Raw genomic sequence first — 17,946 nt, 5'->3', positions numbered from 1 at the left:
GATTAGAATATGACCATTGCTGACTGGCAGCTTTTGAGGATCACCGCGATATGGACGTCTTACGCTTTTTGTTCCGCTCCCCCTTTGCCTTATTACGTGCTATTGGCTGGCTTATATCCGCCTTATTGCGCCTTCTTGGGGTGATTATCGCTCCGTTAGTTGGCCGGATTAGCTGGCGAATGCCGCCCTGGGTACCGGCCATAAAGCGCGCACTGCGTTGGGCGGAAAACGGCGTCGATAGTCATCCAAAAATAGTGGCGACGGTACTGGTTGCTGTGCTGGCGACGGCAGGCGGCGGTTATTACGGCTGGCACTGGTATTTGAATCGCCCGCAGCCGATTGAGCCGGCGCCGCTGATTGTGCAGCAGGCGAATGTGCGCCTGCGGGAGCCGAAAGCGCCTGATATCAATAGTGCGGAACCGCAGACGCTGGTGCTGTCGTTTTCGCGCTCCGCGGCGCCGGTTGAGCTGAGCGGCAAGACCATCAGCACAGGGGTAACGCTAGCGCCTGCGGCACCTGGCGAATGGAAATGGCAGGACGATCGCACGCTGGTCTTTACCGCCAGTAAAACGCTGCCGATGGGGGAAGAGTTCAAGTTAACTCTGGATGCCAAACAGATCCTCGCACCGCAGGTTTCCCTTGCGCGCAACGAATACCGCTTCACGACCGAACCGTTCGATTTGCGCATAACGGGTACGGAGTTTTATCAGGATCCGCAAACACCGTTGAAGAAGAGCGCGATTTTCACCGTTCGGTTTAATGCGCCAGTGGATGCGCAAAGTTTTGAACAACGTCTTTCGCTGAGCACGATGTCGTCCAACCGTCCTCTGAAGTTTAATGTGGTTTATGACGAGAAAAAGCTTCAGGCGTGGGTGCATTCAGCACAGCTAACGCTGCCGGATAACAACGATCGCGTCGCACTGTCGGTGAAAAAAGGCGTGAAATCAACGCTGACGGCCAACGCGACGGCGGAAGAGAAAATGCGCAGCCAGGACATTCCCGGCCTGTATAGCCTGAGCGTGAATGACGTGGATAGCCAACTGGTGGAAGCGGACGGCAGCGACGGTATGCGCACGCTGATTATTACTACCAGCGATGCGGTGAATGAAAAAGCGCTAAATAAAAACGTGACCGCCTGGGTGCTGCCGCAGCACGCGCTGGATCCTAAAGTGCGGGAGAGTGAAGATGAGCAGAGCATTTATGCCTGGAGCCTGAGTGATATTGATGAAGAGGTGCTGGCGCACGCTTCCCTACTGCCCATCACGATGAGCGATAACGATGAAGAGAACCAGGCGGGCTTCAGCTTCACCTACAAAGATATTCCCGCTGGTCGTCTCCTGTTGGTGAAAGTGGCCGCTGGCCTCCGCTCAGTCGGCGGGTTCCGCCTGCGCGCCGATGATTACCATATTGTCACCGTGCCAGATTACCCCCAGGCGCTGCGTTTTACTTCGGAAGGAGCGCTGCTGTCGATGAAGGGCGATAAGCGCATCACCGTGGCGGCGCGTAACGTACCGGGCCTGCAAATGGACATCAAGCGCGTCATTCCGAGCCAGTTGCAGCACATCGTCTCATTTAAATCGTCCGACTTTACCTCAACGGAGTTCGTGAACTGGCGGGTGAATGACGAATATTTTACCGAACGCTTCCATTACCAGATGCCGCTCAAAAACGATAACACGGGTGCGCTTCAGTACCAGGGCGTGGACCTGGGGCGTTATCTGACCAATAACGGTCAGTCCCGGCGCGGTATTTTTCTGCTGAACTTAAGGCGCTGGGATCCGCAGGCCGAACAGAAAAGAGAAGAGTGGGCTGAAGAAGAGGAGCGTGATTACGACGAAGAACAGGCCCGGGTGATGGACTCCCGGTTTGTCGTCGTCACCGATTTGGGCATCATGGCGAAGCGTTCGGTCGATCGTTCGCGGGACGTTTTCGTGCAGTCGATTCATGATGGCACGCCGGTCAGCGGGGCGAAAGTCTCCGTGGTGGCGAGAAACGGCACGACGCTGTTTAGCCGAACGACTGAAGCGGATGGTCACGTGGTGTTCCCATCGCTGGATGATTTCAGCGCCGAGCGGACGCCAGTGATGTTTCTGGTCGAAAAAGAGGGCGATGTCTCCTTCCTGCCGACTGATGATAATAGCGACCGTCAGCTGAGTTTCTCCCGTTTTGATGTAGAGGGCGAGTATACGCCGCGCGATCCGCGTACGCTCGACAGCTACCTGTTCTCCGACCGCGGCGTTTATCGCCCCGGCGAGCGGTTTAACATTGGGCTTATCACCCGCACCACCGACTGGAAAACCCAGGTTGCCGGTATTCCGGTGCAGGCGGAAATCCGCGATCCGCGCGATACATTAATGGCGACCATCCCGCTAACGCTGGATGCTTCCGGCTTTAGCGAGCTGAATTACACCACGTCGGAAAACTCGCCAACCGGCGACTGGACGGTATATCTCTATTTGCTGGGGAAAAATGAGGACGATAAGCGCCTGTTAGGTGATACCACGGTGCGGGTCAAAGAGTTCGAGCCAGACCGTCTGAAAGTGGCGCTCAAGCTGTCGCCGGAACGTCAACTGGGGTGGGTGAAGCCTGGAGATCTGAAAGCGAATATTGATGTGCAGAACCTGTTCGGTACGCCAGCTCAGGGACGGCGTGTGACGTCGAATTTGACGCTGCGCCCGGTTTACCCGCGCTTCAGCCAGTTCAATGACTATCAGTTCTATGAAAATCGCCGTAGCAATGATGACTTCGAGACGCAGTTGGAAGAGCGAACCACTGACGACAACGGTAAAGCGGATATCGCGCTGGAGCTTAACGGTTACGACGATGCCACTTACCAGCTACAGCTGATTTCCGAAGCCTTTGAAGCGGGCGGTGGACGCTCGGTGACGGCGGCGGCGCGGGTGATGGTCTCTCCGCACGATTGGTTGGTAGGTGTGAAGGCGGATGGCGATCTTGACTACATCAACAAGGATGCGGAACGCCACCTGAATCTGATAGCCATCGACCCGCTGCTGAAAAAAATGGCCCTCCCCGGCCTGAAAGTCGATCTGCTCGAGCAGAAGTACCTGTCGGTGCTGACGAAGCAGAGTTCAGGGGTTTATAAGTATCAGTCGAAGCTTAAAGAAGTCCCTGTTTCCAGTGCGCCGCTGGTGATTGACGCACAGGGGAGCGATTTCCGTCTGGCGACGGATAAGCCCGGGACGTTTGTGCTGGAGATAAAAGACGGCAAAGATAACGTGCTGAACCGCGTGGTCTATACGGTGGCGGGCAACGCCAACATCTCGCGCTCTCTGGATCGCGATGCCGAATTGAAGCTGACGTTGAACAAAGGCACGTATAAACCGGGCGAAGAGATTGAAGTCGCCGTCAACGCGCCGTATACCGGCAGCGGTATCATCACCATTGAGCGCGATAAGGTGTACCAGTGGACGTGGTTCCATACCGATACCACCAGCTCGGTACAAACCATTCGCGTACCGGAAGAGATGGAGGGCAACGGCTACATCAACGTGCAGTTCATCCGCGATCCGAACTCGGATGAAATCTTTATGAGCCCGCTCAGCTATGGCGTTAAACCGTTCGCGATTAGCCATGAAGCGCGGCAGGCGCAGATGACGATTGACGCGCCGGAAGTGGTGAAGCCGGGTGAAACGCTGGCGATTAAGGTGAAAACCAATTCGCCGCAGCGGGTGGCAGTGTTTGCTGTCGATGAGGGAATTTTGCAGGTCGCGCGCTATCGCCTGAAAGATCCGCTGGATTACTTCTTCCGCAAGCGCACACTGGAGGTGGAAAGCTGGCAAATTCTCGACCTGATCCTGCCGGAATTTAGCAAGATGATGTCGCTGGTTTCCGCTCCGGGAGGTGACGGTGGCGAAGGGCTGGATCTGCATCTGAACCCGTTCAAGCGCAAGAAAGATGCGCCAGTGGCGTACTGGTCGGGGATTACCGATGTGGACGGCGAAGCGGTGTTCAACTATCCGGTGCCGGATTACTTCAACGGTAAAATCCGCGTGATGGCGATGTCGGTGACGCCGGACAAAATAGGCCACGCGCAGCGCTATACCACGGTGCGTGACGATTTTGTCTTAAGCCCGAACGTGCCGACCACGGTCGCGCCGGGAGATCAATTTGATGTGACGCTGGGCGTCGCTAACAATCTCAACGGGCTGAACGGTGTGAAAACGCCGTTAACCGTCTCGCTTCATCTGCCGCCGCAACTGGAGATGGTCGGAGAAGCGCAGCAGTCAATGCTGCTTGCCGAAAAACAGGAAGGGGTGCTGACCTTCCGGCTGAAGGCAAAAGCGATGCCAGGCAATGCGACGCTGGTGTTTAAGGCGGAATCAGGCAATAAATCAACACAGCGCATGGTGAGCCTGTCGCTGCGGCCCGCAGCGGCGTACCGCACGCAGTCGGTGATGGGGCGGATGGACGGTCGCGAGCAAAGCGTGGGCGAGATGCGTCAGATGTTTGACGCCTTTGCCCGCCGCGATGCGCAGGTTTCATGGTCGCCGCTGGTGCTGACCAACGGCCTGGCTCAGTATCTGGCTGATTACCCTAATGCCTGTTCGGAGCAAATTGTCAGCCAGGCGACGCCGCTGCTGTTCCAGTATCGCCACCCGGAAATGAAGGGCGCGTACAGCGATGAGCAGATACGCACGCTGCTTAAGCAAACTCTGACCACGCTGCTGGCACGGCAGAATAACGAAGGGGCTATTGGCGTATGGCGCTCCTCGCCGCAGGCCGATCCGTTTATTACGCCATACGTGGTCCAGTTCCTGCTGGAAGCGCAACAAGCGCAATATCCGGTGGACGAGGCGCTGCTGAAGCCTGCAAACGGCTATCTGAAAACGCTGGCGGCCAATGCGGGGATGACCTCGCTGGACGATCTGCGCCTACGCGCTTTCGCTGCGTATCTGCTGACCCGCCAGGGCATCATCACCACCAATCTGCTGGCGGAGGTGCAGACGCGCCTGCAAAACAATTACCCGAATGCGTGGCAGACCGACCTTAGCGCGCTGTATCTGGCGGCCTCTTATCAGATGTTGAAGATGGATAAACAGGCGGAGACGCTGCTGCAGCCAATCTGGAAGGAGCTGAGCAAAGCTTACGATCGCAGCTGGTGGACGCGGAACTATTTCGATCCGCTGGTGCAGGACAGCACGCGGTTGTATTTGATCACCCGCCACTTCCCGGAAAAAATCGACCAGATCCCGCCGCAACTGCTGGAAAATATTGTGATGCGCCTGAAAGCGAACCGCTACACCACGCTCTCTTCGGCGATGAGCATCCTGGCGCTGGAATACTACTCCGCACCGCAGGCAAATGCGCAGGGCGCTCAGTTGAGCATTAGCGCGAAAACCCGCGATGCGCGCCAGCAGGTGATTGCGTCATTGAACGGCGTCGCTGCCCGCGGGCGGTTCAGTGCCGATACTCAAGAAGTGCTGTTCAGCAATACCTCCGATCATCCGGCCTGGTACGTGGTTACGCAGGCGGGTTATGACCAGTTGGTACCGCAAAAGGCTGTGGCGCGCGGGCTGGAGATAAGCCGCGACTACACCAATGAAAAAGGCGAGGTCATCACGCAGGTGACGCTGGGTGAAAAAGTCTGGGTGCATGTGAAAGTTCGTGCCAATGCGAAGCAGGGGGTGGCTAACATCGCGATCGTCGATCTGCTGCCGGGCGGCTTTGAGGTGGTGCAGCAAACGCCACAGAGCGCGGGTGCCGCCAGCGATGATGACACACAAGCTGAATGGCGGTCACCGCTAGCGGTTGGCGGCTCCTGGCAGTCGGACTACAGCGATATTCGCGAAGATCGGGTGATTATGTACGGCGAGGCGACGGATAAGGTGCAGGAGTTTGTGTATCAGATTAAAGCGACCAACTCCGGCATCTTTACCGTACCGCCAGCTTATGGCGAAGCGATGTACGATCGTGAAATCCAGGCGCAAACCGCAGGCGGCGCGACCTTAACCGTCGTTGCCCCGCCGGGAGCGGTGAAACCGTAATGTCTGAAACCCCAAACGGCCCGCGTTCTGCGGGCCGCTTTTTCCGTCTGCTGCAAAACCTGTTGATGGCGCTGTTTCTACTGGCGCTATTTTGCGTTGGCTTCCGTTTCTGGCCTCATCCGCGCTTATCGGACGGGGTGTTGTTCTCTACGGCGTACTACGATCGCGAGGGTAAATTGCTGCGTCTGGCGCTGACCGGTGACGATCGCTACCGGTTGTGGACGCCGCTGGAGGAGATGTCGCCGCTGCTTGTTGAAGGCGTTATGCGCCATGAAGATCGCTGGTTTTATTATCATCCGGGGTTTAACCCTTACAGCCTGATGCGCGGCTTTTGGGTGAGCTATCTGCGCGGTGGCCATCCGCAGGGAGGCTCTACGCTGACGATGCAGTTGGCGCGGATGTACTGGAAGTTGAATACCAGAACGTTGCCGGGCAAAGCGATGCAAATTTTGCGCGCTGCCCAGCTGGAACTGAGCTATTCCAAACGCGATATTCTGGAAGCCTATCTGAACTACGCGCCGTACGGGCGCAATATTGAAAGCATCGGCGCGGCCAGCCTGATCTATTTTAATAAACCGTCGCAGGCGCTAACTCTGCCGGAAGCGTTAACGCTTGCGGTGCTGCCGCAGTCACCCAGCTTTCGTAGCGATTCGCGCACTGGCGTGGTTGGCCCGGCGTTAACAAAGGCGCGTAACCGGCTTTATCAGCGCTGGCTGGCTTCGCACCCTGATGACGCCAGCTATGCCGCGCTGTTTCAGTTGCCATTGGTGTTGCGCCAACCGGAGCAGATGCCTTATATCGCCCCGCATTTTGTCGAGCAGCTTCAGCGTCGGCAGTGGTTGAATATGGATAGGCCGCAGAAGGTTGCCACCACGCTGGATGTCCGCTTGCAAACCCTACTTGAACGTCAGGTGAATGCCTGGATCGCGCGCGAGCAAAATCGCGGTATCCGCAATGCTGCTGCGCTGCTGGTGGATACCCGCGATATGGGCGTACGGGCACTGGTGGGGTCGGCTGACTATTACAATCGGCAGATTCAGGGGCAGGTTAACGGGACGGATGCAAAACGTTCGCCGGGCTCGACGTTAAAACCCTTCATCTATGCCCTGGGGCTGGAGCAGGGGATTCTGCATCCGCTAACCATTCTGAAAGATGTGCCTGTCGCGTTTGGTGCCTATGCGCCGGAGAATTTTGACCGCCGCTTTCTCGGTCCCCTTTCCGCCACCGATGCCCTGAACTACAGCCGAAATATTCCCGCAGTGGCTATCGCCTCACGCCTGCGTCAGCCAACGCTGTATCAGTTGATGCAAATGGCGGGGGTGGCGAATATGGCGAGTGAAAAACATTATGGCCTGTCGCTGGTACTGGGCGGTGGTGAAGTGACTGCCCAGGAACTGGCGCGGATGTACGCGATGTTGGCGAACCGTGGTGAAATGAGGCCGCTGCGCTTGAACGACGCGACTCTTCTGGGGGAGGCGGTGCGTCTGTTAAGCCCGGAGTCCAGCTTTATTACGCTGAATATGCTCAGCCAGCATCGTCGTCCCGGCGATACCCTGGCACAGCGCTCACAGTCGCTGCCGGTTTACTGGAAAACCGGTACTTCATGGGGCTTTCGCGATGCGTGGAGCAGCGGTATTTTCGGCCCGTATGTGCTGGTGGTCTGGCTGGGAAACTTCGATGGTAAAGGGAATAACGCGTTTATCGGCGCTGACGCCGCCGCGCCGCTGTTTTTCAATATTATCGACAACGTTATCGCCGAATATCCGGGGCTAAAAGAGCCTGTGCGTCCGCGTCCACAGAACCTGCGTCAGGTGGAGGTATGTCTCGCCAGTGGGAATTTACCGACGCCGTGGTGCCAGCGTAAGGGCAAGACCTGGTTTATTCCCGGTAAATCGCCGATTAGCGTGGATACGGTTTATCGCCCGGTGGCGATTGATAAAGCAACGGGTGAGGTAGCCTGCCCACCTTACGATCCGAATACGGTCAGGACTGAGGTGTTTGAATTCTGGCCGTCGGATTTGGCCCGCGTTTTCGCCCAGGCTGGGTTACCCAAACGCAAGCCGCCTTCCAGCGCAAAATGCAAAGATACGGGCGCGGTGAACGGTTCGCCACCACGAATTACTTCGCCGCTGCGCAATACGACTTATACCCTGAGGCGTGACTCGCTCAAGCGTACACCTATTGTTTTCAACGCCATTACGGATAACGACAGCAACGTGATTTACTGGTTTGTGGAAGATGTGTATCTGGGTAATAGCGCCAGCCGCAATACGATTGAGTGGTTTCCAAAGCGTAGCGGACGCTATCGCGTGCGGGCGATTGACGATCGTGGTCGGGCGGATACGCGGTTGGTGGTGATTGAAATTGGCCAGTAAAAGAGGAAAAAACCCGCCCCTGACAGGCGGGAAGAACGGCAACGATTAAACCCGCTCAAAGACGGTGGCGATGCCCTGGCCTAAACCAATACACATGGTAGCCAGGCCGAACTGCGCGTCTTTGCGCTCCATCTGATTAATTAACGTTGTGCTAATGCGCGCGCCGGAACAGCCGAGCGGATGGCCCAGAGCGATCGCGCCGCCGTTGAGGTTGATCTTCTCATCTATCTGCTCCATCAGCCCCAGATCTTTAATGCACGGCAGGATCTGCGCGGCAAAAGCCTCGTTCATTTCGAAAACGTCGATATCGCTGGTGGAGAGTCCGGCCTTTTTCAGCGCCAGCTTTGAAGCTGGAACCGGACCATAACCCATGATTGATGGATCACAACCGACGACGGCCATAGAACGCACTCGCGCGCGCGGTTTCAGGCCCAGCTCGCGAGCGCGGCTTTCACTCATTAACAGCATTGCGGCAGCACCGTCGGAGAGTGCGGAAGAGGTTCCCGCCGTTACCGTACCCGTGACCGGATCGAACGCGGGCCTCAGCGCAGCCAGCGCCTCTACCGTCGTTTCAGGACGAATAACTTCATCATAATTGTATGACTTCAGCACGCCGTCAGCATCGTGACCACCGGTGGCAATGATTTCCGTCTTGAACGCACCCGACTGCGTGGCGGCCCAGGCGCGAGCGTGGGAGCGGGCGGCGAACTGGTCCTGCATTTCCCGGCTGATGCCGTGCAGACGTGCCAGCATTTCTGCTGTCAGCCCCATCATACCGGCGGCTTTAGCGACGTTACGGCTCAGGCCCGGGTGGAAATCCACGCCGTGGCTCATCGGGACGTGGCCCATATGTTCCACGCCGCCAATCAGGCATACGCTGGCGTCACCGGTCATGATCATGCGTGCTGCGTCATGCAGCGCCTGCATGGAAGAACCGCAAAGACGATTGACCGTGGTGGCCGGTACCGAGTGCGGGATTTCCGCCAGCAGCGCGGCGTTGCGGGCAATGTTGAAGCCCTGCTCCAGGGTCTGCTGCACGCAGCCCCAGTAAATATCGTCAATCGCGCTTGCTTCAAGGGAAGGATTGCGCGAAAGCAGGCTACGCATCAGGTGCGCAGAGAGGTCTTCCGCGCGCACGTGGCGAAAGGCGCCGCCCTTCGAACGGCCCATCGGGGTGCGAATTGCATCGACAATGACAACCTGTTCCATTGTGACTCCTTAAGCCGTTTTCAGGTCGCCTACCGGGCGGGCAGGTTCAACCGGGGGATAGTAAGGTTCGTTATGGCGTGCTTTACTGCGCAGGCCTTCCGGCACGTCATACAGAGGGCCGAGGTGCTGATATTGCTGCGCCATATCGAGATATTTTGCGCTGCCGAGCGTATCCAGCCAGCGGAATGCCCCGCCGTGGAATGGAGGGAAGCCGAGGCCGTAAACCAGCGCCATATCCGCTTCCGCCGGGCTGGCAATAATGCCTTCTTCCAGACAACGCACCACTTCGTTAACCATTGGGATCATCATGCGGGCGATGATTTCTTCGTCGCTGAAGTCGCGTTTCGGCTGGCTGACGTCTGCCAGCAGGCTATCCACAACCGCATCTTCTTCTTTCTTCGGCTTACCCTTGTTGTCTTCTTTATAACGCCAGAAGCCGAGGCCATTTTTCTGACCGAAACGGTTAGCCTCGAACAGGGCGTCGATCGCGTCGCGATAATCTTTCTGCATACGCTGCGGGAAGCCCGCGGCCATGACTGCCTGGGCGTGATGTGCGGTATCAATACCGACCACATCCAGCAGATACGCCGGGCCCATCGGCCAGCCGAACTGCTTCTCCATCACTTTATCGACTTTGCGGAAGTCCGCGCCGTCGCGCAGCAGCTGGCTGAAACCGGCGAAATAGGGGAACAGCACGCGGTTAACAAAGAAGCCGGGGCAGTCGTTGACCACAATCGGCGTTTTGCCCATTTTGCTTGCCCAGGCGACGACTTTGGCGATAGTGTCATCCGAGCTTTTCTCGCCGCGAATGATCTCAACCAGCGGCATCCGGTGAACCGGGTTAAAGAAGTGCATGCCGCAGAAGTTCTCCGGGCGCTTCAGGACGCTGGCCAGTTCGCTAATCGGAATGGTGGAAGTATTTGACGCCAGCACGGTGTCCGGACGCACTTTATCTTCAGTCTCCGCCAGCACCGCTTTTTTCACTTTCGGATTCTCAACGACCGCTTCGACCACCACGTCCACGCGTTCAAAACCGGCATAGTCCAGCGTCGGCTGAATGGTTGAAATGACGCCAGCCATCTTCAGACCGTCGATCTTGCCGCGCTCCAGCTGTTTATTCAGCAGCTTGGCGGCTTCGGTCATACCGAGCGTCAGCGATTTGTCGTTGATATCCTTCATCACCACCGGTACGCCTTTCCAGGCTGACTGGTAAGCGATGCCGCCGCCCATAATACCCGCGCCCAGTACGGCAGCGTGTCTTGGCGTTTCGGTATCTTTGGTGAGCTTCTTCGCTTTCGCTTTGACGTACTGATCGTTGAGGAAGATGCCGACCAATGCGCGAGCTTCGCTGGTGTGCGCCAGCGGTACAAAACTCTGGTTTTCCAGGTTCAGCGCTTCTTCACGACCAAAGCGTGCGGCAGCTTCAATGGTTTTCACTGCGGTACCAGGGGCTGGATAATGTTTACCCGCGGTTTGTGCGACCATGCCTTTGGCGATGGTAAAGCTCATCGTGGCTTCAATTTTACTGAGGTGAAGAGGCTCCAGCTTCGGCTGACGCTTGGCCTTCCAGTCGAGATCGCCGTTAATCGCCTGGTGCAGAATGGCTATCGCGCCATCGATCAGCTTCTCATGCTTTACCACACCGTCGACGAGACCGATTTTCAGCGCCTGATCGGCACCAACATCTTTCCCGGCGGCAATAATTTCCAGCGCGCTGTCCGCACCAAGCATCCGCGGCATACGCACCGAGCCGCCAAAGCCCGGCATAATGCCCAGCTTCGTTTCCGGCAGACCAATACGCAGGTCAGGCGTCGCCAGGCGATAATCGGTTGCCAGAACGCATTCGCAGCCGCCGCCCAACGCATAGCCGTTAACTGCGGCAATGGTAGGGACCGGCAAATCCTCCAGACGATTGAAGACGCTATTGGCAAAATGCAGCCACTGGCTGAGCTGATCTTGAGGAACCAGGAACAGTGAAAGGAATTCGGTGATATCCGCGCCGACAATAAAGGCCGCTTTCTCAGAGCGGAGCAGCAACCCTTTAAGATCTTCTTGTTTTTCGAGCACGTCCAGCGCCTGGCCGAGGCTGGATACGGTTGCGGTATCGAGCTTATTGACCGAACCGGGGGCATCGAACACCAGTTCGGCAATGCCATCTTCCCGCCAGTCGAGGTACAGGGTGTCGCCTTTGTAGAGCATGTCAGTCTCCTGAATCCAGCAATATGATCTGGTCGTACCAGATGAGATGGAGTGTGGAATTTATGTTAATAAATTGCAAATGACTCTTTAAATAAATGCTGGTCGGATCACACCCGGTAGAAATCACCCCGCCTGAGGCCAATGTGCTAAGATGCGAAGAATCACGATCCAATAAAATCAAAGGATAAAAGATGGAATCACTGGCCGGTCTCTATAAAAATCATATCGTTACCCTACAAGAACGTACCCGCGATGTTCTGGCCCGTTTTAAGCTGGATGCGCTGCTGATTCACTCTGGTGAATTGGTTAATGTCTTTCTTGACGATCATCCGTATCCGTTCAAGGTCAACCCACAGTTCAAAGCCTGGGTACCGGTAACGCAAGTCCCTAACTGCTGGCTGCTGGTGGACGGCGTCAACAAACCGAAACTGTGGTTCTATCTGCCGGTTGATTACTGGCACAACGTAGAACCGCTGCCGACCTCATTCTGGACCGAAGAGGTGGAAGTGATTGCCCTGCCGAAAGCTGACAGTATTGGCAGCCAACTGCCCGCAGCCCGCGGCAATATCGGCTATATCGGTCCGGTTCCGGAACGTGCGCTTGGCCTGGAGATTGCAGCGGATAAGATCAACCCGAAAGGCGTTATCGATTATCTGCACTACTACCGTTCCTATAAAACCGATTATGAGCTGGCTTGTATGCGTGAAGCGCAGAAATCGGCGGTTAATGGCCATCGTGCAGCGCATGAAGCATTCCTTTCAGGGATGAGCGAGTTTGATATTAACCTTGCCTATCTGACGGCGACCGGCCATCGTGACACCGACGTGCCATACAGCAATATCGTGGCGTTGAACGAACATGCCTCCGTGCTGCACTACACCAAACTGGATCATCGCGCGCCGACTGAAGCGCGTAGTTTTCTGCTGGATGCTGGTGCGGAATATAATGGTTACGCGGCCGATCTGACGCGTACCTGGGCGGCGCATAGTGATAATGACTATGCTCAACTGGTTAAAGACGTCAATGACGAACAGCTGGCGCTGATTAGCACCATGAAGGCGGGCACCAGCTATGTGGATTATCATATTCAGTTCCATCAGCGTATTGCCAAACTGCTGCGTAAGCATCAGATAGTCAAAGATATGAGTGAAGAGGCGATGGTGGAGAACGACCTGACCGGGCCGTTTATGCCGCACGGCATTGGCCATCCACTGGGCTTGCAGGTGCATGACGTCGCGGGCTTTATGCAGGATGATACTGGCACCCATTTGGCGGCGCCGTCAAAATATCCCTACCTGCGCTGCACGCGCGTTCTGCAACCAAAAATGGTACTGACCATTGAGCCGGGCATCTACTTTATCGAATCTCTACTGGCCCCGTGGCGCGAAGGGCAGTTCAGCAAGCACTTCAACTGGCAGAAAATCGACGCGTTGAAGCCGTTCGGCGGGATTCGTATCGAAGACAACGTGGTTATCCACGAGAATAATGTCGAAAACATGACGCGTGACCTGAAACTGGCGTAATGGAAAGTTGGTTGATACCGGCTGCGCCGGTGACCTTTGTTGAAGAGATCAAAAAAAGCCGCTTTATTACGCTGTTGGCGCATACCAACGGCGTAGCGGCGGCAAAGGCGTTTGTTGAATCCGTCAGAGCTGAGCACCCGGACGCCCGCCACCATTGCGTGGCGTGGGTAGCCGGGCCGCCGAACGACTCACAACAGTTGGGCTTTTCCGATGATGGCGAACCGGCTGGCACGGCGGGGAAACCGATGCTGGCCCAGCTTATGGGCAGTGGCGTTGGGGAGATAACCGCTGTTGTCGTGCGTTACTACGGTGGTATTCTGCTGGGCACCGGCGGCCTGGTGAAAGCTTACGGCGGCGGTGTCCATCAGGCGCTTGCTCAGCTAACAACACAGCGCAAGACGCCGCTGACCGCATATACTTTGCAGTGTGAATATGGGCAGTTGGCCGGGATTGAAACGCTGTTAGCTCAGTTCTCAGGGAAAATTGTCGAAAGCGAATATCAAGCCTCTGTTCAGCTGCGCGTGGCGCTTCCTCAGGCTGAAGTGGCGCTATTTTCAGCAAAGCTAGCTGATTTTAGTCGTGGTTCGTTGCAATTACTGAAGATTGACGAATAATCCCCACCTGATTTTTTTGCATACCAAAGGAAGCGCCAGAGATGCATTTTCGCGCGATAACCCGAATCGTTGGACTGCTGGTCATTCTATTTTCGGGAACTATGATCCTCCCGGGATTAGTAGCCTTAATATACCGCGATGGTGCGGGACGGGCGTTTACCCAGACCTTTTTTGTCGCGCTGGCGATCGGCTCGCTTCTGTGGTGGCCTAACCGTCGTGAAAAGGGCGAGCTGAAATCCCGCGAAGGATTTCTGATAGTCGTCCTCTTCTGGACCGTATTGGGCAGCGTGGGTGCGCTGCCATTTATCTTCGCTGAACAGCCAAACCTGACGGTTACGGATGCGTTTTTTGAATCCTTCTCGGGCCTGACAACGACCGGGGCGACTACGCTGGTGGGGCTCGATTCGTTACCTCATGCCATCCTTTTTTATCGTCAGATGCTGCAATGGTTTGGCGGTATGGGGATTATCGTGCTGGCGGTAGCGATACTGCCAATCCTTGGCGTCGGCGGTATGCAGCTATATCGGGCGGAGATGCCTGGACCGTTGAAGGACAACAAGATGCGCCCGCGAATTGCGGAAACGGCGAAAACGCTGTGGCTTATCTATGTCTTGCTGACTGTGGCCTGCGCGCTGGCGTTGTGGTTTGCCGGGATGCCGGCATTTGACGCTATTGGACATAGCTTCGCTACCATCGCGATTGGGGGGTTCTCTACCCATGATGCCAGCGTCGGCTATTTTGACAGCCCGACGATCAACACCATTATTGCAGTCTTTCTGCTGATCTCCGGCTGTAACTATGGTCTGCACTTCTCTTTACTCAGTGGCCGCAACCTGAAGGTTTACTGGCGCGATCCGGAATTCCGCATGTTTATCGGGGTGCAGTTGACGCTGGTAGTGATCTGTACCCTGGTGCTGTGGCTACATGATGTCTATGCCTCGGCGGTTACTACGCTGAACCAGGCCTTCTTCCAGGTAGTGTCGATGGCGACGACTGCAGGTTTCACTACCGACAGCATTGCGCGCTGGCCGTTATTCTTGCCGGTGTTACTGCTATGTTCGGCTTTTATCGGCGGTTGCGCCGGTTCGACGGGCGGCGGCTTGAAAGTTATTCGTATTCTGCTGCTCTTTAAACAGGGTAACCGTGAGCTTAAACGTCTGGTGCACCCTAATGCGGTATACAGTATTAAGTTGGGTAACCGGGCGCTGCCGGAACGTATTCTGGAAGCCGTCTGGGGATTTTTCTCCGCTTATGCGTTGGTATTCATCATCAGTATGCTGGCGATCATCGCTACCGGCGTGGATGACTTCTCTGCTTTTGCTTCAGTTGTCGCGACGTTAAACAACCTTGGTCCTGGGTTGGGCGTTGTGGCGGATAACTTTGCGACGATGAACCCGGTCGCGAAATGGATACTGATTGCTAACATGCTGTTTGGTCGTCTGGAAGTGTTCACCTTGCTGGTGCTATTTACTCCGACTTTCTGGCGCGAATAACAGGAGTGCCTGTGAAAACTTTGATTCTATTCTCTACCCGCGACGGACAAACGCGTGAAATCGCCTCCTTTCTGGCATCTGAATTAAAAGAGCAAGGAATTGATACGGATACGATTGACCTTAATCGCACCAATGAGATCGATTGGCCTTTATACGAACGCGTAGTGATTGGTGCATCAATCCGTTATGGCCATTTTCATCCGGCGCTGGAGCGGTTCGTGAAAAAACATCTTCAGGCGCTGCAGGCGCTGCCGGGTGCTTTTTTCTCGGTCAATCTCGTGGCGCGTAAGCCAGAGAAGCGAACGCCGCAAACGAACAGCTATACACGTAAGTTTCTGCTTAACTCTCCGTGGCAACCTCAACGTAGCGCTGTATTTGCTGGAGCACTTCGTTACCCACGTTATCGTTGGTATGACCGCTTTATGATTCGTCTTATTATGAAGATGACCGGCGGCGAAACGGATATCAGTAAAGAGGTTGTCTATACCGACTGGCAGCAGGTCACGCTTTTTGCCCGGGAAATCGCGCAAATGACGAGCAAATAGGGTGTTAAAACACCTTGGTGATGGAAAGTTGAGCGAACAAAAGAAAATTTGAAATTTCCTCTTGTCACATCGGAATAACTCCCTATAATGCGCCACCACTGACACGGAACAACGGCTTACAGGCCGCCGGGTTAGCGGGGTTCAGCGATGAACGCCGGCAGAGAAAAGCGAAATTAAACGCTTGACTCTGAATGAGGAAAACGTATTATACGGGACCTCGCAACGGTGAGCGAAAGCCGCGTTGCACTGCTCTTTAACAATTTATCAGACAATCTGTGTGGGCACTCAAAGTGACATGGATTCTTAATGTCTTCGGACAATAAATGAATACCAAGTCTCTGAGTGAACATACGTAATTCATTACGAAGTTTAATTCACGAGCATCAAACTTAAATTGAAGAGTTTGATCATGGCTCAGATTGAACGCTGGCGGCAGGCCTAACACATGCAAGTCGAGCGGTAGCACAGGGAGCTTGCTCCTGGGTGACGAGCGGCGGACGGGTGAGTAATGTCTGGGAAACTGCCTGATGGAGGGGGATAACTACTGGAAACGGTAGCTAATACCGCATAACGTCGCAAGACCAAAGAGGGGGACCTTCGGGCCTCTTGCCATCAGATGTGCCCAGATGGGATTAGCTTGTTGGTGAGGTAACGGCTCACCAAGGCGACGATCCCTAGCTGGTCTGAGAGGATGACCAGCCACACTGGAACTGAGACACGGTCCAGACTCCTACGGGAGGCAGCAGTGGGGAATATTGCACAATGGGCGCAAGCCTGATGCAGCCATGCCGCGTGTATGAAGAAGGCCTTCGGGTTGTAAAGTACTTTCAGCGAGGAGGAAGGGGATGTGGTTAATAACCGCATTCATTGACGTTACTCGCAGAAGAAGCACCGGCTAACTCCGTGCCAGCAGCCGCGGTAATACGGAGGGTGCAAGCGTTAATCGGAATTACTGGGCGTAAAGCGCACGCAGGCGGTCTGTCAAGTCGGATGTGAAATCCCCGGGCTCAACCTGGGAACTGCATTCGAAACTGGCAGGCTAGAGTCTTGTAGAGGGGGGTAGAATTCCAGGTGTAGCGGTGAAATGCGTAGAGATCTGGAGGAATACCGGTGGCGAAGGCGGCCCCCTGGACAAAGACTGACGCTCAGGTGCGAAAGCGTGGGGAGCAAACAGGATTAGATACCCTGGTAGTCCACGCTGTAAACGATGTCGACTTGGAGGTTGTTCCCTTGAGGAGTGGCTTCCGGAGCTAACGCGTTAAGTCGACCGCCTGGGGAGTACGGCCGCAAGGTTAAAACTCAAATGAATTGACGGGGGCCCGCACAAGCGGTGGAGCATGTGGTTTAATTCGATGCAACGCGAAGAACCTTACCTACTCTTGACATCCAGAGAACTTAGCAGAGATGCTTTGGTGCCTTCGGGAACTCTGAGACAGGTGCTGCATGGCTGTCGTCAGCTCGTGTTGTGAAATGTTGGGTTAAGTCCCGCAACGAGCGCAACCCTTATCCTTTGTTGCCAGCGGTCCGGCCGGGAACTCAAAGGAGACTGCCAGTGATAAACTGGAGGAAGGTGGGGATGACGTCAAGTCATCATGGCCCTTACGAGTAGGGCTACACACGTGCTACAATGGCATATACAAAGAGAAGCGACCTCGCGAGAGCAAGCGGACCTCATAAAGTATGTCGTAGTCCGGATCGGAGTCTGCAACTCGACTCCGTGAAGTCGGAATCGCTAGTAATCGTGGATCAGAATGCCACGGTGAATACGTTCCCGGGCCTTGTACACACCGCCCGTCACACCATGGGAGTGGGTTGCAAAAGAAGTAGGTAGCTTAACCTTCGGGAGGGCGCTTACCACTTTGTGATTCATGACTGGGGTGAAGTCGTAACAAGGTAACCGTAGGGGAACCTGCGGTTGGATCACCTCCTTACCTTAAAGAACCTGCCTTTGTAGTGTCCACACAGATTGTCTGATGAATGTAA

General features: G+C 55.5%; 8 protein-coding genes and 1 rRNA gene. 7 read left to right on the top strand and 2 right to left on the bottom strand.

The features are described from left to right. The first annotated feature begins 50 nt into the window (after positions 1-50). Complete coding sequence (locus tag HV213_RS28025) at positions 51-6,005, top strand: alpha-2-macroglobulin family protein (RefSeq protein ID WP_181484093.1); 5,955 nt, start codon at positions 51-53, stop codon at positions 6,003-6,005. After that, positions 6,005-8,380, top strand: a complete 2,376-nt coding sequence (pbpC, locus tag HV213_RS28020) for a penicillin-binding protein 1C (protein ID WP_181484092.1) — start codon at positions 6,005-6,007, stop codon at positions 8,378-8,380. Before HV213_RS28025 ends, pbpC begins: the two co-directional genes overlap by 1 nt. Positions 8,381-8,425: 45 nt before the next feature. Here the strand turns inward: pbpC and fadA are convergent, their stop codons facing one another. Both fadA and fadB read right to left on the bottom strand, forming a co-directional pair. Next, a complete protein-coding gene (gene fadA / locus HV213_RS28015) occupies positions 8,426-9,589 on the bottom strand; it encodes an acetyl-CoA C-acyltransferase FadA (RefSeq protein ID WP_181484091.1) in 1,164 nt (387 codons plus the stop codon). Positions 9,590-9,598: 9 nt separating this feature from the next. Further along, positions 9,599-11,788 (bottom strand): fatty acid oxidation complex subunit alpha FadB, encoded by a 2,190-nt coding sequence (fadB, locus tag HV213_RS28010; RefSeq protein WP_181484090.1) that lies wholly within the window; start codon positions 11,786-11,788, stop codon positions 9,599-9,601. A 191-nt stretch (positions 11,789-11,979) separates the two neighbouring features. On the opposite strand from fadB, the gene pepQ reads away from it, so the two are divergent. From pepQ to HV213_RS27985, 5 genes are all read left to right on the top strand, one after another. Then, positions 11,980-13,311: a Xaa-Pro dipeptidase gene (pepQ, locus tag HV213_RS28005; RefSeq protein ID WP_181484089.1), complete on the top strand. Its 1,332-nt coding sequence runs from the start codon at positions 11,980-11,982 to the stop codon at positions 13,309-13,311. Continuing rightward, entirely contained in the window at positions 13,311-13,925 is a 615-nt protein-coding gene (locus HV213_RS28000) for an IMPACT family protein (RefSeq protein ID WP_181484088.1), read from the top strand. The genes pepQ and HV213_RS28000 overlap by 1 nt, the downstream gene beginning before the upstream one ends. A 41-nt stretch (positions 13,926-13,966) precedes the next feature. Then, positions 13,967-15,418 carry a Trk system potassium transporter TrkH gene (trkH, locus tag HV213_RS27995; protein ID WP_112217112.1) on the top strand — a complete coding sequence of 484 codons (1,452 nt, stop codon included), beginning with the start codon at positions 13,967-13,969 and terminating at the stop codon, positions 15,416-15,418. An 11-nt stretch (positions 15,419-15,429) separates the two neighbouring features. After that, positions 15,430-15,963: a menaquinone-dependent protoporphyrinogen IX dehydrogenase gene (hemG, locus tag HV213_RS27990; RefSeq protein WP_181484087.1), complete on the top strand. Its 534-nt coding sequence runs from the start codon at positions 15,430-15,432 to the stop codon at positions 15,961-15,963. A gap of 391 nt (positions 15,964-16,354) precedes the next feature. After that, positions 16,355-17,894: ribosomal RNA gene (locus HV213_RS27985) — 16S ribosomal RNA — on the top strand. The last annotated feature ends 52 nt before the right edge of the window (positions 17,895-17,946 follow it).

The organism is Klebsiella sp. RHBSTW-00484 (assembly GCF_013705725.1).
In the GTDB taxonomy this organism is placed as follows: Bacteria; Pseudomonadota; Gammaproteobacteria; order Enterobacterales; family Enterobacteriaceae; genus Klebsiella.
Note: the sequence above shows the minus strand (reverse complement) of the source record. Positions and strands in the feature narration are given on the sequence as shown.